Origin of the sequence: Actinokineospora sp. HUAS TT18 (assembly GCF_051364635.1) — a bacterium.
In the GTDB taxonomy this organism is placed as follows: Bacteria; Actinomycetota; Actinomycetes; order Mycobacteriales; family Pseudonocardiaceae; genus Actinokineospora.
This window is the reverse complement of the sequence record NZ_CP195645.1, coordinates 1,704,977-1,728,508: the sequence shown is the minus strand read 5'-3', so window position 1 is coordinate 1,728,508 and position 23,532 is coordinate 1,704,977. Positions and strand designations below refer to the sequence as shown.

Annotated in this window: 20 protein-coding genes; 12 read left to right on the top strand and 8 right to left on the bottom strand. The window is 71.5% G+C overall.

Annotated elements, in window-relative coordinates; genetic code table 11:
• Window positions 1-144: 144 nt before the first annotated feature.
• From ACSHT8_RS07545 to ACSHT8_RS07525, 5 genes are read left to right on the top strand one after another with little or no spacing between them, the layout of a single operon-like run.
• On the top strand, window positions 145-444 hold the full coding sequence (locus tag ACSHT8_RS07545) for a hypothetical protein (protein ID WP_436499053.1): 300 nt from the start codon (window positions 145-147) through the stop codon (window positions 442-444).
• On the top strand, window positions 441-2,138 hold the full coding sequence (locus tag ACSHT8_RS07540) for a C2 family cysteine protease (protein ID WP_436499052.1): 1,698 nt from the start codon (window positions 441-443) through the stop codon (window positions 2,136-2,138). Before ACSHT8_RS07545 ends, ACSHT8_RS07540 begins: the two co-directional genes overlap by 4 nt.
• Window positions 2,138-2,395, top strand: a complete 258-nt coding sequence (locus tag ACSHT8_RS07535; protein ID WP_436499050.1) for a hypothetical protein — start codon at window positions 2,138-2,140, stop codon at window positions 2,393-2,395. The genes ACSHT8_RS07540 and ACSHT8_RS07535 overlap by 1 nt, the downstream gene beginning before the upstream one ends.
• Window positions 2,371-2,811 (top strand): hypothetical protein, encoded by a 441-nt coding sequence (locus tag ACSHT8_RS07530; RefSeq protein WP_436499048.1) that lies wholly within the window; start codon window positions 2,371-2,373, stop codon window positions 2,809-2,811. The genes ACSHT8_RS07535 and ACSHT8_RS07530 overlap by 25 nt, the downstream gene beginning before the upstream one ends.
• The gene (locus ACSHT8_RS07525) at window positions 2,808-4,325 is read left to right on the top strand and encodes an amidohydrolase (protein WP_436499046.1); all 1,518 of its coding nucleotides are present in this window, start codon (window positions 2,808-2,810) and stop codon (window positions 4,323-4,325) included. The genes ACSHT8_RS07530 and ACSHT8_RS07525 overlap by 4 nt, the downstream gene beginning before the upstream one ends.
• On the opposite strand, the gene ACSHT8_RS07520 is transcribed toward ACSHT8_RS07525, so the two are convergent.
• From ACSHT8_RS07520 to ACSHT8_RS07510, 3 genes are read right to left on the bottom strand one after another with little or no spacing between them, the layout of a single operon-like run.
• On the bottom strand, window positions 4,307-4,822 hold the full coding sequence (locus ACSHT8_RS07520) for a gluconokinase (RefSeq protein ID WP_436502008.1): 516 nt from the start codon (window positions 4,820-4,822) through the stop codon (window positions 4,307-4,309). The two genes, ACSHT8_RS07525 and ACSHT8_RS07520, sit on opposite strands and share 19 nt — an antisense overlap.
• A 47-nt stretch (window positions 4,823-4,869) precedes the next feature.
• Window positions 4,870-5,994 carry a serine/threonine-protein kinase gene (locus ACSHT8_RS07515; RefSeq protein WP_436499044.1) on the bottom strand — a complete coding sequence of 375 codons (1,125 nt, stop codon included), beginning with the start codon at window positions 5,992-5,994 and terminating at the stop codon, window positions 4,870-4,872.
• 29 nt (window positions 5,995-6,023) lie between these two features.
• Window positions 6,024-6,746, bottom strand: coding sequence for a spermidine synthase (locus tag ACSHT8_RS07510; RefSeq protein ID WP_436499042.1), 723 nt, complete (start codon window positions 6,744-6,746; stop codon window positions 6,024-6,026).
• 93 nt (window positions 6,747-6,839) lie between these two features.
• On the opposite strand from ACSHT8_RS07510, the gene ACSHT8_RS07505 reads away from it, so the two are divergent.
• The 7 genes from ACSHT8_RS07505 to ACSHT8_RS07475 all read left to right on the top strand — a co-directional run bounded on the left by ACSHT8_RS07505 (window position 6,840) and on the right by ACSHT8_RS07475 (window position 14,205).
• The gene (locus ACSHT8_RS07505) at window positions 6,840-8,048 is read left to right on the top strand and encodes an ROK family transcriptional regulator (protein WP_436499040.1); all 1,209 of its coding nucleotides are present in this window, start codon (window positions 6,840-6,842) and stop codon (window positions 8,046-8,048) included.
• Window positions 8,049-8,071: 23 nt separating this feature from the next.
• The gene (gene ngcE, locus ACSHT8_RS07500) at window positions 8,072-9,490 is read left to right on the top strand and encodes an N-acetylglucosamine/diacetylchitobiose ABC transporter substrate-binding protein (protein WP_436499039.1); all 1,419 of its coding nucleotides are present in this window, start codon (window positions 8,072-8,074) and stop codon (window positions 9,488-9,490) included.
• Window positions 9,487-10,380 carry a carbohydrate ABC transporter permease gene (locus tag ACSHT8_RS07495; RefSeq protein WP_436499037.1) on the top strand — a complete coding sequence of 298 codons (894 nt, stop codon included), beginning with the start codon at window positions 9,487-9,489 and terminating at the stop codon, window positions 10,378-10,380. Before ngcE ends, ACSHT8_RS07495 begins: the two co-directional genes overlap by 4 nt.
• Window positions 10,380-11,219: a carbohydrate ABC transporter permease gene (locus tag ACSHT8_RS07490; RefSeq protein ID WP_436499035.1), complete on the top strand. Its 840-nt coding sequence runs from the start codon at window positions 10,380-10,382 to the stop codon at window positions 11,217-11,219. The genes ACSHT8_RS07495 and ACSHT8_RS07490 overlap by 1 nt, the downstream gene beginning before the upstream one ends.
• Entirely contained in the window at window positions 11,216-12,463 is a 1,248-nt protein-coding gene (locus ACSHT8_RS07485) for a 6-phospho-beta-glucosidase (RefSeq protein WP_436499033.1), read from the top strand. Before ACSHT8_RS07490 ends, ACSHT8_RS07485 begins: the two co-directional genes overlap by 4 nt.
• Window positions 12,454-13,425 (top strand): N-acetylglucosamine kinase, encoded by a 972-nt coding sequence (locus ACSHT8_RS07480; RefSeq protein WP_436499031.1) that lies wholly within the window; start codon window positions 12,454-12,456, stop codon window positions 13,423-13,425. The genes ACSHT8_RS07485 and ACSHT8_RS07480 overlap by 10 nt, the downstream gene beginning before the upstream one ends.
• Window positions 13,426-13,545: 120 nt before the next feature.
• Window positions 13,546-14,205 carry a fasciclin domain-containing protein gene (locus ACSHT8_RS07475; RefSeq protein ID WP_436499029.1) on the top strand — a complete coding sequence of 220 codons (660 nt, stop codon included), beginning with the start codon at window positions 13,546-13,548 and terminating at the stop codon, window positions 14,203-14,205.
• A 1-nt stretch (window position 14,206) separates the two neighbouring features.
• On the opposite strand, the gene ACSHT8_RS07470 is transcribed toward ACSHT8_RS07475, so the two are convergent.
• From ACSHT8_RS07470 to ACSHT8_RS07450, 5 genes are read right to left on the bottom strand one after another with little or no spacing between them, the layout of a single operon-like run.
• Window positions 14,207-19,537 carry a non-ribosomal peptide synthetase/MFS transporter gene (locus ACSHT8_RS07470; RefSeq protein WP_436499027.1) on the bottom strand — a complete coding sequence of 1,777 codons (5,331 nt, stop codon included), beginning with the start codon at window positions 19,535-19,537 and terminating at the stop codon, window positions 14,207-14,209.
• Complete coding sequence (locus ACSHT8_RS07465) at window positions 19,534-19,716, bottom strand: MbtH family protein (protein WP_436499024.1); 183 nt, start codon at window positions 19,714-19,716, stop codon at window positions 19,534-19,536. The genes ACSHT8_RS07470 and ACSHT8_RS07465 overlap by 4 nt, the downstream gene beginning before the upstream one ends.
• On the bottom strand, window positions 19,709-21,403 hold the full coding sequence (locus ACSHT8_RS07460) for an AMP-binding protein (RefSeq protein ID WP_436499022.1): 1,695 nt from the start codon (window positions 21,401-21,403) through the stop codon (window positions 19,709-19,711). The genes ACSHT8_RS07465 and ACSHT8_RS07460 overlap by 8 nt, the downstream gene beginning before the upstream one ends.
• Window positions 21,400-22,758: a condensation domain-containing protein gene (locus ACSHT8_RS07455; RefSeq protein ID WP_436499020.1), complete on the bottom strand. Its 1,359-nt coding sequence runs from the start codon at window positions 22,756-22,758 to the stop codon at window positions 21,400-21,402. The genes ACSHT8_RS07460 and ACSHT8_RS07455 overlap by 4 nt, the downstream gene beginning before the upstream one ends.
• Window positions 22,755-23,531, bottom strand: a complete 777-nt coding sequence (locus ACSHT8_RS07450; RefSeq protein ID WP_436499018.1) for an HAD family hydrolase — start codon at window positions 23,529-23,531, stop codon at window positions 22,755-22,757. Before ACSHT8_RS07450 ends, ACSHT8_RS07455 begins: the two co-directional genes overlap by 4 nt.
• Between the last annotated feature and the right edge of the window lies 1 nt (window position 23,532).

Genomic DNA, 23,532 nt, shown 5'->3' with positions numbered 1-23,532 from the left:
GTTGTCGGGCTATCCGCCGATAGCCCGACAACGTTCATGGACACAGCACTAGTACGTTGCTCGCCGAGACGGCACGGGACGCGGAACGAGATCGCGCCGAGGTGCGTCGGAAGCGGAAACAGGCTCAGCGTTGGGGGTAGGCAGTTGGTCACCAAGATGGACATCGCCGCGGTTCGCCGCCTGGCGGGTGAGGCGCGCGGTGAGTTGGCGGCGGTGCCGCCCGCCACGCGCGGTGAGGGTCAGGTCAAGGCCGGGACCGCGCTGCTGCGCCACGAAGGAGCCACCCCGTCGCTCAACACGATGGCTGAGCGGTTGCAGGAAGCCCTGGCCGCGCTGTCGGCGCTGACCAACGACGTGATCGACGCGCTGATCCGCTCCGCCGACCTGCAGGCCGAGACCGAGAAGGTCAACACCGAGAACTTGAGCACGAGGAAGATCTCATGAGTGGTCCGTGGACCTGGGATCTCGTGCTGGTGGCCGAGCCCGAGGGCGGGCACCAGGCCGCCGGGGGCTTCGCCGCGATGGCGGCCACCGCCGAAGGCATCACCCACGTCATCGAGAAGCTCGACCGGGTCGCCTGGGAGGGCGAGGCCGCCGAGGCGTATCGCGCTTACCTCAGTGAGCTGCGCACTGTCGTGCTGAAGACGATGGCGGTCGCTGAGGACAGTCAACACGCGACGGTCGGGGCGACCGGGACGCTGGACGCGCTGCGCAACCCGGCCACCGAGACCGCCGAGGAGCTGAACCGGTTCCAGGCGGCGGTCGACCAGATGAACGGCCCGAACAACGACGACCTCGACTTCGTCGAGCTGACCCAGGTCGCGGTCATGCGCGGCCAGGCCACCCAGTCGCTCGCCCGGGTCCGCGGCCAGAAGGACGAAGCCCTCAACCTGCTGACCGACCTGGTCAAGGCGCAGGAGGAGACCCTGCTGGCGCTGCGTCCGCCGCGCGGGCCGGACGCGTCGAAGATCAGCGACCCGGCCGAGCGGGCGGCGGTGGAGGCGCTGTCGGGCGAGGTCAACCAAACCCTCGACAAGTCCGGCGACACGACCCGCGCCCGCGACTACGCCGACAAGATCAACCAGGCGGACAACGACTACGCGCGCAGGCTGCTGCTCCTGCAGGCCGCCGACGACCTCACCGCCGAGGAACTCGACTACCTGCTCGACCACCTCGACACCGACGCGCTGCACAACGCGCTCGCCACCGACTGGATGCCGTTCGGCGGCGGTCCCGAGGACACCGCCGCGCAGCGCGAGCTCTACAACAAGCTGGCGGGCAAGGTCGACCTCGACACCCTCAACGGGCTGGCCGACCAGCTCCCCGAGGACTACTGGCATCCGAACCCGTACAACGACGTCCCCGGGCTCGGCGACGACCTCAGCCCGGACGGCAACAACCTGAGCTGGCAGCCGCTGCCCGACGCGGGCAAGCCGGTCACCCCCGACACGATCGACCCGAACGACGTGCAGCAGCGGGGTCTCGGCGACTGCCACCTGCAGGCCACCCTGTACTCCCTGGCCAGCACCCCCGAGGGCAGGCAGCAGCTGGCCGACAACATCCAGCTCAACCCCAACGGCACCTACACCGTGACGCTGTACCGCAACGACGGCACACCGGTCCCGGTCGTGGTCACCCCCGACACCCCGGTGCAGCGCAACGGCGCGGGCTGGCAGTCCACCTACGACGGCAACCAGGCCAACTGGGTGCAGCTGTACGAGAAGGCGCTCGCGCAGACCAACGCCGAGCTGTCGCAGCAGCCGTCGATCGAGAGCGGCCACGGGCAGAACGAGAACCGCGGCTACCCGGGCCTCAACGGCGGTTTCCCCGAAGAGGACATGGCCCGCATCACCGGCGAGCGGCCGGAGAAGGTCGACAGCCCGAACGTCACCGACGACCAGCTGCGCCAGTTCGAGCGCGACGGCAAGCCGGTGACCGTGACCATCCTCGGCGAGGACGCCTACAAGGACCCGAACGGCACCAACCTGGTCAACAACCACGTGTACTCGCTGGAGCGCGTCGACTGGAGCACCAACCCGCCGACCGCGCACCTGCGCAACCCGTGGGGCAGTGAGCACATCGCCATGCCGCTCAACGACTTGCGCGAACACACGACGTACATGACGGTGGGGAAGTAATGGACGAGTTGAACCCGCAGGGCCTGCTGGTCCCGCTCGGCGGCGTCGCGACCGACCCCGACGGCGTCAACTACGCGGTGGCCGCCATCGACGGCGACACCGTCGAGCTGCGCTACTGGCACGGCGACGAGGAACGCGCGACGACGGTGTACGCGGTCAAGGGTGTGCCGGTGCGCGTGGGGGAGCAGGACGTGCTGATCTCCGCGGTGCTGACCGAGGAAGGAAAGCGGCCGTGGGTCGTACTCGGACCGGCCTGATCGCCCTCGCCTGCCTCGCGCTCGCGGGGTGCGGGGTGACGGTGAAGCCAGGCGTGCCCGAGTCGGTGACGAGCGTGTCGGAGCCGACGACCACGACGGAGAGCCCGAAGGTGAGCGGATACCCACTGCCGCAAGGGAAGTCGACGGAGCTGTACTCGTCGACCACGAGCGTCAAGGTGAAGGTCGGCGACGTGATCGTCGTCCAGCGCACCCGCGAGGTGGGGCAGCACCCGGACCCGGCGGTGCTCGTGCCGGCCGAGGCGGACGAGTCGCGCGGCAAGCTCATCTTCCAGGCGGTCGGCCCGGGCAAGGTCACCCTCTACACCGCCGATCCGGTGCGGGCCAAGTGCACGACGACGCCGTGCCCGCCGGGGACGAGCGCACCGCCGCGCGCGACCATCGAGGTCGAGGCGTGATCCTCGACCTGAAACTGGTCGGCGGCCGTGTCATCACGATGGACCCGCGCGTGCCCGAGGCAGGCGCCATCGGCGTGTGGCGCGGACGGATCGTGGGGCTCGACGACGTAGCCGACCTTCCCGCCGTGCGGACCGTGGACCTCGGCGGCGCCACCGTGCTCCCGGGATTCATCGACGCGCACACCCACCTGGCCTGGGCGGGTCGGGCCAGGCGAACGATCGACGTGTCCGGGTGCGTGCGGGCCGAGCAGGTGCTCGACGCCTTGCGCGCCGCGCCGGGCGACGGCTGGATCGAGGGCAGCGGCTACGACCGGCGCGCGCTCGACCGTCCGCTCACCGCGGCCGACCTCGACACGGTCAGCGCCGAGCGGCCCATCTACGTGCAGGACCTGTCCGGGCACGCGTGCTTGGTGAACTCGCTGGTGCTGCGCAGGCTGCCGAGTGTTGTCAGCGACGGCTGGCTGACCGAGACCGACAGCGCCGCGGCCCACGCACTGGTCCTGCCGTACTCGGTCGACGAGATCGCGGGCGACCTGCACCACGCCGCTCGGCAGGCCCTGAGTGAGGGCATCACCCTGTGCGCGGAGGCCGGGGTCGGTGCGGGCCTGCTGGCGAGCAGCCCGCTGGAGGTCGCCGCCTACCAGCGGGCGAACCTGCCGATCCGGGTCCAGCTCATGGTGTCCGCCAACGTCCTGCACCGGGTCGACGCCCATGTGGACGATGGCGTCGCCCGCGCGATCGACCTCGGCCTGCGCACCGGCTTCGGCGGCGACCGCCTGTCCATCGGCGCGCTCAAGATCTGGACCGACGGCGGGATGATGGCCCGCACCGCCGCGCTCACCGAACCGTACGAGGGCACCGACAACACCGGCGAACTGCTGGACGAACGCCTGGCGATCCTCGACGGCCACGCCGCGGGCTGGCAGTTGGCGGTGCACGCCATCGGCGACCGCGCCGTCGACTTCGCCCTTGACACGATCGCCGAGGCGCAGGCGCTCGACCCGCGTCCGGACGCCCGCCACCGGATCGAGCACTGTGGACTCGTCCGCCCGGACCAGCTCCAACGGATCGCCGACCTCGGCGTGATTCCCGTCGTGCAGCCGACTTTCCTGTGGGCCTACGGCGACGACTACGCCAAGATCATGGGCGAGCGCCGGGCGCCGTGGATGTACCGCGGCCGCTCGTTCCTCGACCACGGCATCCCGATCGCGGGCAGCTCAGACCGCCCGGTCGCCGACGGCGCTCCGCTGCGCGCGATCGAGTTCATGGTCGAGCGGCAGTCGTCCGGCGGGCTGCGGATCGGGCCGGGGGAGGAGCTGACGGTCGAGCAGGCCATCGCCGCCTACACCCTCGGCGGCGCGTTCGCGTGCGGGCTGGAACACGACCTCGGCAGTGTCACGCCCGGCAAGCTGGCCGACTTCGTCGTACTGGACGACGACCCGCGAACCGCCCCGCGGATCTCCGCGATCCGGGTGCTGGACACGATCGTCGGCGGTCAGTCGAGCGAGGTCTGAGGCTGGCAGGCGCGGACCGCGACGTCGGCGATCTCGTCGGGGGTGAGTCGGAAGTCGACCTGGGCGCCGGGCTCGTCGGGGCCGAGCGGCTCCAGGTCGGCCAGCTGCGAGTCGAGGAGGCTCAGCGGCATGAAGTGGCCGGTGCGCCGGGTCATGCGGTCGGCCAGGAGCGCGCGGTCGCCGTGTGGGTGCAGGAACCAGACGTGTCCGGGGGCGGCTTCGCGCAGCAGGTCGCGGTAGGAGCGTTTGAGGGCCGAGCAGGTCACCACACCGCCGCCCGCGCGCGCGTGTTCGCCGATCCAGCCAGCGATGGCGGCCAGCCAAGGCAGCCTGTCCTCGTCGGTGAGCGGGACGCCCGCGGTCATCTTGGCGATGTTCGTGGACGGGTGCAGCTCGTCGGCCTCGGCGAACGGCACTCCGAGACGCTGGGCGACCAGGGCGGCCACGGTGCTCTTGCCCGAGCCCGAGACGCCCATCACGACCACGACCGGATGCATTGCCACGCGGACTCCACCCTGGAAGACGTCATACATCGGACGAAGCCTTAGGGCTTGCTCTTGCCTTTGCCCGACTTGCCCTTGGACTCGTCGGCCTTGCCTTCATCGGATCTGTCCTGGTCGGGCTGCTTCTGGGCGGGCTGGACCGGGGCAGGCACCGCCGTGGTCGCGGCCTGTTCGTCCGCGATCGTCGCGGTCGTGGGCGGCGGCGCAAGGGTGGTCGTTGGCGCGGTCGTCGGTTCGACCGGGGGCGCTGACGTGGGTGTCGGCTGGGCCGAGAACGCGATGGTGAACACCGCGAGCGCGCTCACCATGGCCGCGCCCAGGCCGAGCCGCCTGCGGCGGGTGATCTGCTGGGTCGGGAGGCGAAGTGTCGTGGTGCCGCCGCCGCGGAGCGCGCGGGCGCATTCCTCCGCCGACGGCCTGCGGTACGGGACGAGGTCGGTCATCAGCGCCAGCAGCCGCGCGAGGTCGGCGGGGAGATCGTCCGGGATCACCGGCGGGCGGTGCAGCCGGGCCACGGCCGACTCGACCTGGTTGCCCTCGTACTCGCGCTGCCCGGTCAGGCACTCCAGCAGCACCAGCCCGAGCGCGTAGATGTCGACCGGGAAGTCGATCTCCTCGCCGCGGACCTGTTCCGGGGCCAGATACGCCGCGGTCCCCACGAGCTCTCCGGTGTTGGTGATCCGGGTCGCGCTGGGGACGTGGGCCAAGCCGAAGTCGGTCAGGTACGGGGCGTGGTCGGCGTCGAGCAGGATGTTCGACGGCTTGATGTCGCGGTGCACGACCCCGTTGGCGTGGACGTAGGCCAGGGTGTCGGCAAGACAGGCGCCGAGTGCGCGCACCTCACCGATCGGGAGCGGTCCGTCGAGGATCCGGTCGCGCAGCGTGCTGCCCTCGACGAGTTGGAGCACCATGAACGAATGCGCCCCGTCGGTGCCCGCGTCATAGACGCGCACCAAGCCGGGGTGGACTAGGCAGGCCAGCGCCTCGACCTCGTTGTGGAAGCGGCGGTCGGTCTCGTCCGCGGTGTCGCGCAGGATTTTGATGGCCACCGCCCGGCCCAGGCGCTTGTCGCACGCGCGGTAGACCTCGGCCATCCCCCCGGCGCCGATGAGGTCGTCCAGCCGATATCTGCTGGCCAACACCCCTGCCGACGCCGTTTCCGTCATGTACCCAACGTGCCCGTTCGAGATCGAAGTCAAACCTGTTCCGTGGTCGCCAAGTACACTGTCGCGGTCGCGTCGTGATCTTGGAACGGGTTGGGGAAGCGGACGATCTCGGCCTTGACGCGCGCGAAGCCGAGCGCGAGCGCGGCGGCGTACTCGTCGTCCGGCGGGTCGTTGGACCACAGGCCGAACACCCCGCCCGGCCGCAGCAGCCCGGCGAGGCGCTGAGTGCCCGCGGGTGCGTAGAAGTCGCCGTGGCTGGGGTGCAGCAGGTGTCGCGGCGAGTGGTCGATGTCGACGATGATCGCGTCGAACCGCCTGTCCGGCCTGGTCGGGTCGAGCCCGTCGGCGGAGCGGGCCAGCGCGAATAAGTCGCCGTGGACGAGTTCGCACCGTGGATCGGCCGTCAGGACCGCGCCTGCCGGGATGAGGCCCCGCTGGTGCCACTCGATCACCTCGCCGAGCGCGTCGATGACCGTCAGCGAGCCCACGGCCGGGTTGTCCAGCACGGTCAGCGCGGTGAAGCCGAGCCCAAGGCCGCCGACCGCCACGTCCAGGTTCGTCCCCGTCACCTCCGCGAGCGCGCGGCGGGCGACTTCCTCCTCGGCGACGGTGAACAGGCTCGACATGAGGAAGTCGTCATCGAGTTTGATCTCGTGGACCTCCTTGTCGAAGGTCTTGTCCCACCGCTTGCGCAGCACGAGTTCGCCAAGCGGGGTCTGGCGCCAGTCGAGTTCCTGGAAGCGGCTGCTCATCCGCGGAGGCTACGCCGAGCGGCCGATTGACGACACGGGGGTGCCCTCCTAGGTTGCCGAGTTAGGAAAGTTTCCTAACTCAGAGAACGGGACATGAGCGAAGCGACGCCGGGCACCCCCAGCATGCTGCGGGCGATCAACGACCGCACCGCGCTGGAAGTCCTGCTCGCCCATGGGTCGCTGACCAGGACCGAGCTGGCGCGGCGCACCGGGATGTCCAAGCCGACCGCGTCCTCGCTGCTCGGCAGGCTGCAAGAAGCCGGGCTGGTCGTGCTGGAAGGGGTGCGGCAGGGCAGGCCGGGCCGCACCGCCGAGTACTACGGCGTCAACGGGGGAGCCGCGCACGTCGCCGCGGTGGACGTGACGCCTGCCAGGATCGACGTGCGGGTCGCGGAGTTCACCGGTCGGGTCATCGGCGAGTTCCGGCTGCCCACGCCCGGGCGCGCGGGCGGCGACGTCGTGGCGCGGGTGCGGGCGGCGGTGGACGGGGCCTGCGCGCCCGCCGGGATCGCGCGGTCGGCGCTGAACCGGGTGGTGATCGGGGTGCCCGGCGCGGTCGACCCGGCGACGGGGATGCTCGGGTTCGCCGCGCACCTGCCGGGCTGGCGCGTCCCCGACCTCGTCGGGAGCCTGAGCGCCGGGCTCGGCGTCCGGGTCGACGTGGAGAACGACGTCAACCTCGCCGCGCAGGCCGAGATCGCGGCGGGCGTCGCGGGGAAGGCCGACAGCTTCGCGCTGCTGTGGGTGGCCGACGGCATCGGCATGGCGCTGGTGATCGGCGGACGGCTGCACCGCGGCGCTACCGGCGGCGCCGGTGAGGTGGGCTACCTGCCGGTGCCGGGGGCGCCGACGGCCCGCGAGGTCGGCCGCAACGCCAACCACGGCCTGCAGGCGCTGGCGGGCGGGCCCGCGGTGCACCGCATCCTGCGTGACCACGGCTTCCGGGCCGTCACCCCGGCCGAGGCGGTCCGCGCGGCGGCCGACGCGCTGGGGACGGGGGTGCCCGCGGACCGGGCCGAGCGGGCTGACGCCGCGCTGCGGGAGGTCGCGGCCCGGGTCGCGGTCGGGCTGGCTTCCGTGGTGGCCGTCGTCGATCCCGCGATGTTCGTGTTGACCGGGGCGGTGATGCACGCGGGTGGGGAGCCGCTGCGTGAGTTCGTCCAGGCCGAGCTGCACGCCACCGTCCGCGCGCGGACCCCGGTCTGTCTGTCCGAAGTGTCCAGTCCGGCTGTTCTCGAAGGCGCGCTGGTGTTGGCCATGCGCGAGGCGCAAACCGAGTTGTTCTCCGCGACCCTGCCCTGATTCCCTGCACCCCCAGGAGAGCCATGTCCAGTCACCGCGATCTGTCCCGCCGCAGCCTCCTGCACGGCTTAGGCGCGACAGCCCTGTTCGCTTTCCCCCTTTCCGCCTGTGCCACCAGCGGCGGCGGTCAGGCGCCGCCCACCGGCGCGGCGGGTGTCGCCGGGCCGGGCAACCCGTTCGGTGTCGCCGCCGAGGCGCCGCTGGAGGTGGTGATCTTCAAGGGCGGGCTCGGCGACGAGTACGCCACGGCCGTGCACGAGCCGCTCTACCAGGCGCGCTACCCGAAGGCGAAGATCAAGCACGTCGCCACCCAGCAGATCGCGCAGACGCTGCAGCCGCGGTTCGCGGGCGGCGACGTGCCCGACGTGATCGCCAACTCCGGCACCGATCTGATGGACAACGCCGCCCTCCAGGCCGAGGGTCAGCTGCTGGACCTGACCCAGCTGTTCGACGCCCCCGCGATCGACAACCCCACGACCAAGGTTCGCGATTCGCTGGTGCCGGGCACGGTGGAGTCCGGCCTGATCGCCGGGAAGCCGTTCGTCCTCAACTACGTCTACACCGCCTACGGCCTCTGGTACGACAGCGCGCTGTTCGCCAAGAACGGGTGGACCGCGCCGAAGACGTTCGACGAGTTCAAGGCCGTGTGCGACAAGATCAAGGCCGCGGGGCTGGTCCCGTTCGCCTACCCGGGCAAGAACGCGCCGTACTACCAGTACTGGATGATCCTGATCTCGGCGGCGAAGTCCGGCGGCAACCAGGTGCTGATCGACATCGACAACCTCGCCGACGGCGCGTGGACCAAGCCCGCGGTGAAGCAGGCCGCGGCGGCGTGGGCCGAGATCGGCGCCAAGTACATGGACAAGAGCTACGAGGGCCTCACCCACACCGAGGTCCAGACCCAGCAGAACCAGGGCAAGGTCGCGTTCTTCCCGTCCGGCTCGTGGCTGGAGAACGAGCAGAAGGAGCAGACCCCCGCGGGTTTCGCCTACGCGGTGACGCCGACGCCCAGCCTGCCGGGCGACAAACTGCCGTTCCCCGCCATCCGCGCCGCAGCGGGCGAGGGCTACCTCGTCACCGCGAAGGGGAAGAACAACGCGGGCGGCCTGGAGTACCTGCGGCTCATGCTCAGCCGGGAAGGCGCGCGCGGGTTCACCCAGAAGTCGGGCAGCGTGACCGTGGTGCGCGGCGCGGCCGACGGGCTGCCGCTGTCGCCGGGGAACAAGAGCGTCGCCGCGCTGCAGACCGCGGCGGGCAACGACATCATCACCTACAGCAGCTTCGAGGGCTGGTACAAGGAGCTGGAGACCGAGCTGCGCACGCAGACCAACGCGCTGATGTTCGGCCGGATCTCCGCCGACGAGTTCTGCTCGAAGATGCAGGCCAAGGCGGATGCCACCAAGGCGGATTCCTCCATCCCAAAGCAGAACCGCACCTCGTGAGCGCGGCACGCGGCAGGCCGCGGTTCATCGTCGGGTTCCTCGCGGCGCCGATCGCCCTCTACCTGGTCTTCGTGATCGGGCCGTACGGGCAGGCGTTCTACATCGCGATGACCAACTGGCGCGGCCTGTCCGCGAGCCCCACCTGGGCGGGGTTCGACAACTTCACCCGCCTGCTCGGCGACGACGTGTTCTGGAAGGCCGTTGGCCACCACCTGGTCCTGCTGCTCGCGCTGCCGCTGATCACCTTGACGCTGGCCCTGTTCTTCGCCTTTCTGCTCAACGTCTCGGGTGGGGTGCGCGGGTCGACGTTCTACAAGGTGGTGCTGTTCCTGCCGCAGGTGCTGGCGGTGGCGGTGGTCGGCGTGCTGTTCCAGGCCGTGTACCGGCCGGACGGCAGCGGTGTCCTCAATGGACTGCTGAGCGTGGTCGGGGTGGACCCGGTCGGCTGGCTGACCGAGCCGAACCTGGCGCTGTGGTCGATCATCGGCGTGATGGTGTGGCAGGCCGTCGGCTTCTACGTCGTGCTGTTCTCGGCGGGGATGGCCGCCATCCCGAAGGAATTGCACGAGGCAGCGGAGCTGGACGGCTGCGGGCGGGTGCGGATGTTCTTCTCGGTCACCCTGCCGCTGCTGTGGGACACCGTGCAGGTCGCGTGGGTGTACCTGGGGATCGCCGCGTTCGACGGGTTCGCCATCGTGGCGGTGCTGTCGGTCGACCGGGGCGGCCCGGACGGTGCGACGACCGTGCTGCCGCTGGAGATCTGGCGCACGGCGTTCAGCTTCTCCAAGTTCGGCTACGCCTCGGCCATGGGGGTCGCGCTGTTCTTCCTCACCATCACCTTCGCCGCGCTCGCCCTGCGTGTCACCCGGCGTGAGCGGGTCGAGTTCTGATGCGCCGCGACCGATCTGTCCTTTCCGGACTCTCGCACGGCGCGCTGGTGATCTGGTCGATCACGGTCATCCTGCCGATCCTGTGGACGTTCCTGTCCTCGTTCAAGACCAACACGGAGATATTCGGCGACCCGCTGGCCCTGCCCGGCGCGATCCGGTTCGACTCGTGGGGCCGGGCCTGGGAGACCGCGCACGTCGGGCGGTACCTGCTCAACAGCGTGCTGGTGGTCGGCCTGGGCACGGCCGGGACCATGGTCCTCGGCGCGATGGCGGCCTACGTGCTGGCCCGGTTCCGCTTCCCCGGCAACCGGCTGATCTACCTGATGTTCGTCTCCGGCATGGTGTTTCCGGTGTTCCTCGCGCTGGTGCCGCTGTTCTTCGTGGTCAAGAACGTCGGCCTGCTCGACACCCACACCGGCCTGATCCTCGTCTACATCGCCTACTCGCTGCCGTTCACCGTGTTCTTCATCGCCGCGTTCTTCCGCACGCTGCCGACCGAGGTCGCCGAGGCCGCGCTGATGGACGGCGCGTCGGACACACGGACGTTCTTCCAGGTCATGGTGCCGATGGCGAAGCCAGGGCTGATCAGCATCACCATCTTCAACGTCATCGGCCAGTGGAACCAGTACCTGCTGCCGATCGTGCTGCTGTCGGGCAGCGTCGAGGACAAGTGGGTGATCACCCAGGGCATCGCGAACATCTCCACCAGCGCCGGCTACCAGGCCGACTGGCCTGGCCTGTTCGCCGCGCTCAGCATGACGATCATCCCGGTGGTCGTGGTCTACGTCGTGTTCCAACGCCAGATCCAGGCCGGACTCACCGCGGGAGCGCTCAAATGAAACTGGCCGTCGTCGGCGGCGGGTCGACCTACACCCCGGAGCTGGTCGACGGGTTCGCCCGCGAGAGCCTGCCGCTCGCCGAGATCGCCCTCATCGACCCGGACGCCCGGCGCCTCGGGCCGGTGGCGGGCGTCTCCAGCCGCATCCTGCGCCGCGCGGGCAGCCCGATCCGGCTCACCACGTGGGACTCGGTCGAGGAGGGCGCGCGCGACGCCGACGCGGTGCTGATCCAGCTGCGGGTCGGCGGCCAGGCCGCGCGGCACCTGGATGAGACCGTGCCGCTGACCTGCGGATGTGTCGGCCAGGAGACCACGGGCGCCGGCGGGCTGGCCATGGCGCTGCGCACGGTCCCGGTGGCGCTGGAGGTGGCGGCCCAGGCCGCGGTGGTGGCGCCGGACGCGTGGATCGTCGACTTCACCAACCCGGTCGGGATCGTGACGCGGGCACTGCTCGACGCGGGGCACCGCGCGGTCGGGCTGTGCAACGTGGCGATCGGCTTCCAGCGGCGGTTCGCCGCGCTGCTGGGCGTCGACCCGGCGCGGGTGTCGCTGGACCACGTCGGCCTCAATCACCTGACCTGGGAACGCGCGGTCCATCTCGACGGGGTCGACGTGCTGCCGGACCTGCTTGTCCGACACGGCCCGGCCATCGCCCACCAGGTCGAGCTGCCGGTGCGGCTGCTGCACACGCTCGGCGTGGTGCCGTCGTACTACCTGCGGTACTTCTACGAGCACGACGCGGTGGTGCGGGAGCAGTTGCTGGGGTCGACCCGGGCGCACGCGGTGTCCGAAGTGGAGCGTGAGCTGCTGCGGATCTACGCGGACCCGACCGTGGACACCAAGCCGGACCTGCTCGGCAAGCGCGGCGGCGCGTTCTACTCGGAGGCGGCGGTGGCACTGCTGGCGTCGCTGCTGGGCGGCAGGCCCGGGACGCACGTGGTCAACGTCCGCAACGACGGGACCATGCCGTTCCTGGCCGACGACGCGGTGATCGAGGTGCCCGCCGCGGTGTCGCGGGGCGGCGCGATCCCACTCCCGATCACCCCGCTCGACCCGCTGTACGCCGGTTTGGTCGCTCACGTGTCGGCCTACGAGGATCTGGCGCTGCTCGCGGCGACAGCGGGTGGTGAGGACCTGGTGACCCGGGCGCTGCTCGCGCACCCGCTGGTCGGCCAGGCGGACAAGGCGTCCGGTCTGGCCCGCCGGATCATCGACGCGCATCGCGGGTACCTGGCGTGGGCGTGAGGACGGTCCTCGCGGTCGACGGCGGCAACAGCAAGACCGACGTCGCGCTGGTCACCGCCGACGGCGTCGTGCTCGGACGGGCGCGTGGGCCGGGGTTCACCCCGCACCAGGTGGGGGTGTCGGCCGCGGTCGACGTCATCGCGGCGACGGTGCGCGCGGCGATGGGGGACGTGCGGCCGCCGTTCGCCGACCACGTGTCCGCGTATCTCGCGGGTGCCGACCTGCCCGAGGACGAGACCGCGCTGCGCGCCGAACTGGAGTGGCGCGGGTACGGCCGGTCGGTCGAGGTCGGCAACGACACCTTCGCCGTGCTGCGGGCGGGCTCGCGCAACGGCTGGGGCGTGGCGGTCGTGTGCGGCGCCGGGGTCAACGCGGTCGGCGTCGGGCCGGACGGGCGGGTCGCCCGGTTCCCCGCGCTCGGCCGGGTGAGCGGCGACTGGGGCGGCGGGATGCACCTGGCTGAGGAGGTGCTGTGGCACGCGGTCCGCGCCGAGGACGGGCGGGGCGCGGCGACGGCGCTGGTGGCGCTGGTGCGGTCCCGGTTCGGGGTGGAGCGGGTGGTCGACGTGTCGCTGGGGCTGCACCGTGGCGAGATCGCGGTGTCCAGTTTGGACCAACTGGTCGGTCCGCTGTTCGACGCGGCCGGGTCGGACGAGGTGGCCGCTGGGATCGTCGCGCGGATGGCGGACGAGGTCTGTGCGTTGGGGCTCGCCCTGCTGGACCGGTTGGACCTGCGGGAACGCGCGGTCGAGGTGGTACTCGGCGGTGGTGTGCTGACCGCCGCGTCACCCGCTTTCCTGGCCACTATCAGGAGGAAGTACGCACGCCGCGCGCCGTTGGCCGAACTGGTGGTGAGCACCGACGCCCCGATCGTGGGCGTCACCCAGTTGGGGCTCGACCACCTCGGTGCCACCCGGGCCGCCTACGAGCGCGCCGCCGCCGGGTTGGTCACGATCAGGTAACACGCCAATCCGGGCCGACCGTCCACCCCGAATCCCGTTTGTCCGCGGCGCAGAGCACTCGCGCCGAACCGAACCCCACGCGGTGTTCGGTCCCCAGAACGGAATTTGGGAGATCTTGTTATGAAGCACATCATTCGCCGGGGCGTGGCCTCCGCCGGAGTCGTCGCCATCGCCCTGCTCGGCGCGGCGTGCGGCAGCAACGAGAGCCCGTCGAACAACGCTGGCGCCACGACCACCACCACGGCCGCTCCGATGACCACCACGACCTCGGCGATGGCCGACCCGGCCGCCGACCTCGTCGGCCCCGGCTGCGCCGACTACGCCAAGGCCGTCCCCTCCGGCGGCGGTTCCGTCGCGGGCATGGCCGTCGACCCGGTCGCGGTCGCCGCGAGCAACAACCCGCTGCTCAAGACGCTGGTGGCGGCGGTGTCGGGCAAGCTCAACCCGGGTGTCAACCTGGTCGACACCCTCAACGGCGGCCAGTTCACCGTGTTCGCCCCGGTCGACGACGCCTTCGCCAAGATCCCGGCGGCCACCATCGAGACCCTGAAGACCGACAAGGACCTGCTGACCAAGATCCTCACCTACCACGTCGTCCCCGGCCAGATCACGCCGAGCAAGATCGCCGGTGAGCAGACGACCGTGCAGACCGGCAAGGTCACCGTCAGCGGCTCGGGCAACGCGCTGAAGGTCAACGACGCCAACGTCATCTGCGGCGGCGTCAAGACCGCCAACGCGACGGTCTACCTGATCGACAGCGTCCTGATGCCGACCAGCTGATTCACCTCGGACCGCTGCCGGAGCGCACTGCTCCGGCAGCGGTTTCCGTGCGCCTGAGGCGATCGCCAAGAGCTTGGGCGCCGACGACGTCGTCCGGGTCGGCGTCCGGGACCGCGGTGTCGAAAGTGGACAGGGTACGGTGCCGGGTGGCGGCGAGGGACAGCGCGATGATGCCCAGGCCGAACAGCACGTACATCAGCGCCAATCCGCGCCCCGGGCCAGTGCCGATCACCGTGCCCACGGTGGACGCCAGCGTTCCGCCAGGGGCCATGAGAGGCTCCAGCCAGCTCTGGGCCAGTGGCGCGATGACGGCGAAGCCGATCGGCAGGGTGGACCACGCCACGGCCTGGTTCAGCGCGATCACCCGGCCGTGGAACCGTTGCGGCGCCTTGACGTGGATGATCGTCAAGTAGATCCCGTTCACCAGCGACAGCGACGCCCACAGGCCGAACGCGCCGACCGCGACCACCGGGACCGCCGCGTGCAGGCCCGTGACCACGCCGAACACACCGAACACGGCCGACGCCAAGAGCATTCCGTGCATTCGCCGCCGAGGCGGCCCGCCCCACGCGATCATCGCGAGGCCGCCCAGGACCGCGCCCGCGCCGCCGATCAGCGCGATGGTGCCCGCGGTGGACATCGTCCCCAGCGACAGGGACAGCGGGAGCAGTGACATCAGCAGTGGGGAAAGCAGCAGGTTGAGCACCGCGAAGAACCCCAGCATCGCCCGGAAGCCGGGGTTGCCGAGGGATTGGCGGAATCCCTGCGCGATCTCCGTGGCCAGTGGTTCGCGGGGAACGTAGGCCATCGTGCGGGGGAAGCGGACGAACGCGAGTACCGCGATCGCCACCAGGAAACCGGCGATGTCGAACAGCAGGATGCCTTTGAGGCCCACGGTCGCCAGCATCGCGACCGCGGCGATCGGGGCCACGAACTGGGCCACGCCGCCCGCCAGCTGGACGAAGCCGTTGGCGTGGCCGAGGTAGTGCTTCGGGACTAGCTGCGGGACCGCGGAGATGTAGGCGAGCCGGTGCAGGGTCAACGCGGTCGACAGGCACACGACCAGCGGATACGCGTGCCAGAGTTGGAAGCTGTCTGTCCACACGAGGACGCCGAGTATCAACTGCACCAGACCGCCCGCGGAACTGCCGATGATCATCATTCGGCGGCGGTCGGACCGGTCCACGAGCGTGCCCAGCAGCGGCGCGGCCACGATGCCGGGGATGATCGCGAGCATCATGAACAGCGCGAACCGCGCGAGTGACCCGGTCGTGGTGTAGATCCACAGCGGCAGGGCGAAATCGGTCAGCGCGGTGCCGACGAACGACACGAGCTGGCTCACCGCCACCGCGAGGAACCGGCCGAAGCCCGGCCGGGGGCCGGTGACGTCGGCCGCCGACCGGGAAGTGTCCTCCAGCCACCACGTGTCCGTCCTGAGCGGCGCGTCCCGCGCGACGGCCGGGTGGACGCCGGTCACGATGTCGGCGAGTTCCTCGGCGCGGTACTGCAGGAAGTAGTGGCCCGCCTCGTCGAGCACGACCAGCGCGGCGGTGTCGGACAGGAACTGCCACTCGCGGAAGCGCTCCTTGTAGAAGTACGTGCCGGGGTCGCGCTCGCCGATCACCGACACGATCGGCGCGCGCAGCGGGCGGAGGTCGGCGTCGAGCAGGCCGGTGAAGTACTCCTCGGCGCGGGCGGTGTCGCGGCGCAGGCTGCGGACCATGAACTCGACCTGCTCGGGTTCGAGCCCGGCGAGGTCGGCGCCCATGGCTTTGAGCTGGTTCTGGTAGGCGCGGACGCCGCCGAGCCGGTCGACCCGCGTCAGCTTGCCCAGGGCGCCCGCGATCCGGCCGCGCGGCCGGGCGAACGGGAACACCGCGCCCAGGTACACGGCCTCGACCTCGCGGCCCGCGGCCTCCAGCCGCCTGGCGAGTTCGACGGTGACCGCGCCGCCGACGCCGCAGTGTCCATAGAGGACGATCGGCCCGACGACGGTGGCCAGCACCTCGTCGGCGCAGCGCTGGGCGATGTCCTCGATGGCGGGCACGTCCTCGTCGGGCACGCCCGGGTCGTGGCCAGGGATGGCCACCGCGTCGAGCGACCAGTCGGTGAGGGCCTCGGCGAGCGGCCGGTAGGCCACGGGCTGGCCGCCGCCGTAGGGCACGCAGACCAGGTTGGTCCCGGTCCTGGCCGGGGTGAGGCGGTGCAGCAGCGGCCGTTCGCCCAGGTCGGCGCGGTCGATCAGGGCGGCGAAGGCGCGCGGAGTGGTGTGGCGGAACAGGTCGGTGACGCCGATCGCCGCGTGCGGGAGCGCGCGCCGGAGCCGGGTCACGGCCTGGATGGCGGCCAGGGAATGACCGCCCGCACTGAAGAAGTCAGCATCGACAGCGACCGGTGACCCGACGACTTGCGACCACACCTCCACGACAAGCCGCTCGGTGTCGGTCTCCGGCTCCGCGCTGACCGCGACGGCCTCAGCGGCCGGTGCGGGCAGCTTGCCGCGGTCGACCTTGCCGTTGGCGCTCAACGGCAGCTTGGACAGCGTGATGAACCGGTTGGGCACCATGTAGGCGGGCAGCAGATCGGCGAGGTAGGTGCGCAGGTCAGCGGCTTCGCCGACGACGTAGGCGACGAGCGTTTCGCCGTTGTGGACGGTCACGACGCACTCGCTCACCGCCGGGTGTCGCCCCAGGTGCGCCTCGATCTCGCCGAGTTCGATCCGGTAGCCGCGGATCTTGACCTGGGTGTCGGCCCGGCCGAGGAACTCGATCACGCCGTCCGGCCGGTAGCGGCCCAGGTCGCCAGTCCGGTACAGCCGCTCGCCGGTCTCCGGATGGCTCACGAAACTGGCGGCGGTGCGCCCGGGGTCGCGCCAGTAGCCGCGCGCGACGCCGACACCGCCGATGTGCAGCTCACCCGCGACGCCGTCGGGCACGGGTCGGCGGTGGCGGTCGAGGATGTGGAAGCTCTGGTTGGCCAGTGGCGTGCCGTAGGGAATCGACCGCCACTGCGGGTCCACTGCTTCAACCGGGTACGAGATCGACCAGATGGAGCCCTCGGTGGCGCCGCCGAGGCTGATCACCCTGGCGTCGGGCGCGACGGCGCGGATGCGGTCGGGCAGGTCGAGCGGGATCCAGTCGCCGGACAGCATGACCAGGCGCAGCGAGCTGAGGTCGGTGCCCTCCGCCTCGGCCTGCTCGACCAGCAGCTCCATCAGCGCGGGCACCGAGTCCCACACGGTGATCCGGTCCGTGGCGACGTGCTCGGCCCAAGCGGCGGGGTCCTTGGCAGACTCCTGGGCGGGGATGACGAGGGTGCCGCCCGCGGCGAGGGTGCCGTAGATGTCCCAGACCGACAGGTCGAAGCTGAGCGCGGACACCGCGAGCACGCGGTCGTCGGCGGTGACGGCGAACCGGTCGTTGATGTCGCGGATCGTGTTGACGGCGGCGGCGTGGTCGATCATCACGCCCTTGGGCTCGCCCGTGGAGCCCGAGGTGAAGATGACGTACCCGAGCGCGTCCGGGTCGACCTCGGGGAGAACGGCGTCGGCGGGCTCGGCCGGGACCGTGAGCACGGTGATCCCCGCGGGCCAGTCCTGGTCGGCGATCCACGGCTGGGTGATCGCCAGCGTGCATCCGCCGCGCGCCAGGAGCTGGTGGCGGCGCTGGGTGGGCAGGTCGGGGTCGATCGGCAGGTACGCGCCGCCCGCGGCTTGGATGGCCAGGCAGGCGATCACCTGCTCGGCGCCGCGTTCCATGGCGACGGCGACCAGCTCGTCGCGTTCGACCCCGGCCAGCCGGGATGCCAAGGCGAGCGAACGGTCGGCCAGCTCGCGGTAGGTCGTGGTGCCTCGGCTGTCCTGGATCGCTACGGCGTCCGGGGTGCGCTCCGCCTGGTCGAACACCAGGGTGTGCAGGCAGACCGGCGGGCCGAAGTCGGCGGCGGTGTCGTTGCGGCGAACAAGGTCAGCGAGTTCGCCCTCGGTGAGGAAGTCCGCTGTGGACACTGGGGCGTCCGGCCGGTCGAGCAGGGCGATGAGCAGCCGGGTGAAGTGGTCGGCCAGCAGGGTGACGCGGTCCGCGCTGAACAGATCGCTGTTGTAGACGAGGCTCGCGTCGTACCCGTCGCCGGACTCGGCCAGGTACAGCTCCAGGTCGTAGCGGGTCGCGGCCAGACCGAACGGGAACCCGGTGACCGTCAGGTCTCCGACTTCGCGGGTTCGCGCCGAGGCGTAGTTCTGCACGGCGAACACGACCTGGAAGATCGGCGGGCGGCTCGGGTCGCGGTCGACGTCGAGGTCGCGGACCAGGCGCTCGAACGGCAGGTCCTGGTGGGTCCACGCGTCCAGCGCGGTGTCTCGGGTGCGGGTGACCAGTGCGGCGAAGTCGGGGTCGTCGGCGAGGTCGGCGCGCATCGGGACCAGGTTGACGAACAGGCCGACGAGCCGTTCGAGCTCGGGGACCGACCGGCCCGCGACGGGGGAGCCGACCGCGAAGTCCGTCTGTCCACTGTGGCGGGACAGGAGCACCTGGAACGCGGCGAGCAGCACCATGTACGGGGTGGCGCCGCAGTCGGTCGCCAGCGTCCGCACCTTGTCGGCCAAGGGGACGCGGAAACCGAGTGAGCCGCCGGCGAAAGTCTGCTGGGCGCCGCGCGGGCGGTCGGTCGGCAGGTCGAGCGGCGGGACCCCGGCGAGGCGGTCGCGCCAGAACGCGGGCGCGGCGTCGTCCTCCTGCGCGCGCTGCCAGGCCGCGTAATCGCGGTAGCGGACGGCGGGGGAGGGGACCGAACCGCCGGTGTAGGCCGCGAAGAGCTCGTCGAACAGGACGTTCACCGACCAGCCGTCGGTGAGGGCGTGGTGGACGGTCAGCAGCAGGACGTGGTCTTCGGCGGCGAGTTGGAACAGCGTGGCCCGCAGCAGCGGAGGAGCGGTCAGGTCGAACGGCTTGGCCGCCGCCTCGGCGACCGCGTCACCGGCCAGATCCTCGGCGACCTCCACGACATCGAGCCTCACCCGCAGTTCGTCGGCGATCCGCAGCACGGGCGAGCCGTCGTCGGTGGTGGCGAAGCTGGACCGCAGCGTCTCGTGCCGGGCCACGACCTGGTTCAGCGCGTCACTCAGCGCGGTGACATCCAGGGCGCCGCGCAGGCGGACGGCGGCGGGCAGCGTGTAGGCGGCGCTGCCCGGGGCGAACTGCTCCATGAACCACAGCCGCTCCTGCGCGAACGACAGCACGGGCGCGCTGTCGGCGGGCTGACGCGGGATGGTCGGACGCCGCGCGCCGCCGCTGAGTCGCTGGCGTAACAGGGCTTGCCGTGCTTCGACACTCATGCCGGGGTGCGGGCGCTGCGCGGGGTGATGTCGGTCCACACGGTCTCGATGTGGTCGACGCACGCCTGCTCGGTGCCGGTCGTGCCCTCCGCGCGCCAGCCCGCCGGAATCGGCTGGTCCTGCGGCCAGATCGAGTACTGCTCCTCGTCGTTGACCACGACGACGTAGGTGCTATCCATGGCTGCCTCCAGTGAGTTCGTTGACGGCCTCGGCCTGCGCGGCGAGCACCGGCCGGTCGAAGGCGAAGGTGGTGGGGACCTCGACGGCGAACCGGGCGGTGATCCGCGCGGCCAGCCGGGTCGCCTTGAGCGAGTCGCCGCCGAGGGCGAAGAAGTCGGCGCCGGGGCCGACCTCGGCACCGCCGAACAGCTCCCGCCACAGCTCGGCCAGCGCCGTCTCCGTGTCGGTCGCGTCCCGATCGACCTCGGGTGCCGTCAGGTGCTCGGCGATCAGGCGTTTGACGACCTTGCCGTTGTCGTTGCGCGGCAGCTCGGCCAGCTCGACTATCCGAAGTGGACGCTCGTGCGGCGCGAGACGGTCGGCCAGGAACGCTTTGAGGTCGTCGGTCGGGCAGGGGTCGCGCAGCACGACCGCCGCCGCGACGGCCTTGCCGAGGCTCGGGTGGTCCACGCCGAGCACCGCGGCTTCGGCGACGGCCGGGTGCTCGTGCAGAGCCGCCTCGACCTGGAGCGTCGACACCTTCAGCCCGCCGGACTTGATGATGTCGCTCTCCCGGTCGACCAGGTAGAGGTAGCCGTCCGCGTCGAGGTAGCCGACGTCGCCCATCCGGGTCCAGCCGCCGCGGAACACGGTCGCCGACGCGTCCGGATCGCCGTAGTACCAACGGGACTCACCCGCGGTCCGCAGCCACACGTCACCAGCCTCGCCGACCGGACACGGCCCCGTGTCCGGGTCGCCGACCAGCAGGTTCCCGGCGTGCGCGGCCCGGCCGACCGACGTGGGGCGGTCCGCGTCGAAGACCATCGTGGTCTGGGTCGGCGCGGCCTCGGTCGAGGTGTAGTAGTTGACGACGGTCGCCGTGGGGAACGCCGTGGCCAGTTCGTGCGCGACCGCGGGCATGAGCGCGGCGCCGGTCGAGCCGAGCAGGACGACGCTCGACAAGTCGTGGCGCTCGTGGGCCTTGGCGCCGAGCAGATCGATCGCCATGGTGGGGACGACGAAGACCGTGCCGACGCGGTGGCGCTCGATGAGCGCGGCGAAGGCATCGGCGTCGAACTCGCCCGCGACCAGCGCGGTCGGCGCCGCGGTGAGGGCGTTGACCAGCATCGTCTGGCCGATGTTGTGGCCGATCGGGAAGGCGTGCAGGAAGTGCCGGGAGTGCGACAGCGGCCGTTGGCGGGCGGTCGGGTCGTACGCGGCGAGGAGGTTCGCGTGGGTGGCGCCGACGCCTTTGGGGGTTCCGGTGGTGCCCGAGGTGTAGAGGATCTGGGCAAGGCCGGGGTGTTCGGCGAACTCGATTTCGGCCCCGTCGAGTTCGACGGGCGCGTGGGTCCAGCCGTCGTGGCGGTGCGGGTCCGCGGTCTGGTCGAGCAGCCCGACGGCGCCGCTGTGGGTCAGGATGTGGTCGAGCTGCGCGGCCGGGAGCCGCGACGACACGGGGACGGCGACCGCGCCAGCCTGCTGCACCGCGCAGTAGCCCACCGCGTAGTCCGGCCAGTCCGCGTTCGGGTAGCGCAGGAGCACTCGATCCCCGGGGGCCACGCCCAAGGCGCGCAGCCCGCTCGCCAGGCTCAACGTTCGGCGGGACCAGTCGGCGAAGGTGAGGGTGCGGCCGTCCGGGGTCTCGAACGCGGCCTTGTCCGGTTGGTCGGCGGCGCGGGCGTGCAGCAGGCCGGGGATCGTCATGGGAGCTTCCCGTTCAGTGCCGCCACGGTCTGGGCCGGGTCGGTGGTGCCCGACCGCAGCAGGTGCGCGGCGCGGTCGGCGAGGCGGGTGGCCCACGGCTTGCCGTAGACGTCGGTGCGGAAGCGCAGTTCCAGCGTCAGCCCCGATTCGTGCTGGTGGGCGAGCAGCCGCAGGCCGCCGCGCGGGGCCTCCGGGCGGGGCAGCGAGATCAGGGCGGCGGTCAGCCCGCGCACGCCGAAGCCGAACGGGCGGGCGCGGTCCTGGTCGAGGTCGAAGTTCAGATACAGCGGCGCGTCGCCGCGATACCGGGAGCCGTACTGCGGCGGCCGGAGTTCCTTCAGGAGCACCGCGTGCGGGATCTCCTGGTGCCGGATCGCGTCGGCGACCGTCTCGGCCTGCCTGCCGACGAGCTCGCTGAACGTCGGGTCGCCGCCGACGTAGGTGCGCAGCGCGGTCGGGGTGGCGAAGTAGCCGAAGACGTCCTGCACGGCGGCGTGCGTGCGGTTGCTGAGCGAGGCGAACAGCGCGACGTCGTCATCCGCGCCGCGCTGGCCGTGCACGGCGCCGACGACGGCGGCCGACACCACGGCGTACGGGGTGGTGCGGTGGCTCGCGGCGAACCGGGTCAGCGTGCGGCGGAAGTCGCCGTCGAGGTCGACGCGCACCCGGTCGAGCGCGGGCGGGCCGTCGGCGTCGGGGTCGACCAGACCGGACTCGGGGATCGGCGCGACCGGGCCGAGCTTCGCGCGCCAGTAGTCGAGCAGCCGGGCGCCATCCGGTCCGGCGAGGTAGTCCCGTTCCCACGCCACGTAGTCCAGATGCTGCACCGTGAGCGGCGCCAGTTCCGGGCTCTCGCCGTGCAGGTGCGCCTCGTAGCAGGCCAGCAGGTCGCGCACGAGCAGCCCGCACGACCAGCCGTCGGCGATGATGTGGTCGACGGCGAACCCCAGCAGGTGCGTGCGCTCGTCGACCCGGACGGCCAGGCAGCGGAACAGCGGGCCGGTCGCCAGGTCGAACCGCGCCATCGCGTCGGCGGTCAGCAGGTCCACCGCCGTGGTCTCCGGTTCGTCGGTCCCCGGCGGGATCTCCGCGACACGCAGTGGTTCGGTTGGCTCGCAGAGCGCGGCACGATCGTCAGTCGGGAACACGACGCGGAGCGCTTCGTGCCGGGCGACGACGTCGCCGACCGAGCGGGCCAGCACGTCGAGGTCGAGCGGCCCGCTGAACCGCAGGGTCACGGTGACCGTGCTGTTCTGCAGGTACGTGTCCCGGCCGGTCTCCAGCCGTTCAGCCTGGGTGGGAGACACCGGCAGCGCGCCACCGCGCGGGATCGCCGTCAGGGTCGGTCGGGTCATCGGTGCACCGCCAGGAAGTCCTCCAGCACGGCCGCGACGCCGTCCTCGGCGCACGGTGCGGCCACCAGGTCGGCGGCGGCCAGGGCGTCCGGGTGGGCGTCGGCGACGGCGACGCCGCGGCCCGCCCACCGCAGCATGTCCGCGTCCGCGACCCCGTCGCCGAAGGCCAGCACCTCGGCGGCGGTGATGCCGCGCTCGGCGCAAACCTCGCGCAGGGCGCTCAGCTTGTCCACCCCGGGCGCGACGATCTCGGCGTACTCGGCGGTGTGGTGGCCCAGGGTCGCGTCGTCCGCGATCGCCAGCGCGACCTCCTCGGCGAGGGACGTTCCGGCGCAGTGCGCGAACACGGCGATCACGTCGGGCAGGTCGTCGAGCGCGCCCACGGTTCGGTCGGGGTGGTCGTAGGGATAGGCGTCCTCGACGGTGATCCCGCCGTCGTGGACCCAGCCGAAGGCCACCTCGGGGCAGCGCGCGCGGACGCGGTCGGCCAGGTCGCGCGCGGTCGCCCCGGAGAGCGGGCGCCGGGCGCTGAGGCCGCCGGTGCGCAGGTCGAGCCGGGCCGCGCCGCACGAGCACACGGCCTGCCCGCGCAGCCCCATCCGCAGCGCGACGTGGTGCACCGACGTCGGTGGGCGCGCGGTGACCGGCAGCACCTCGACGCCGAGTCCGGTCACCTGCTTGATCGCCCGCACCGTCCGCGCGGAGACCGTGCCGTCGGGGCGGACCACGGTGCCGTCGAGGTCGAGGGCGATCAGCCGGTAGCCACTGTCCACT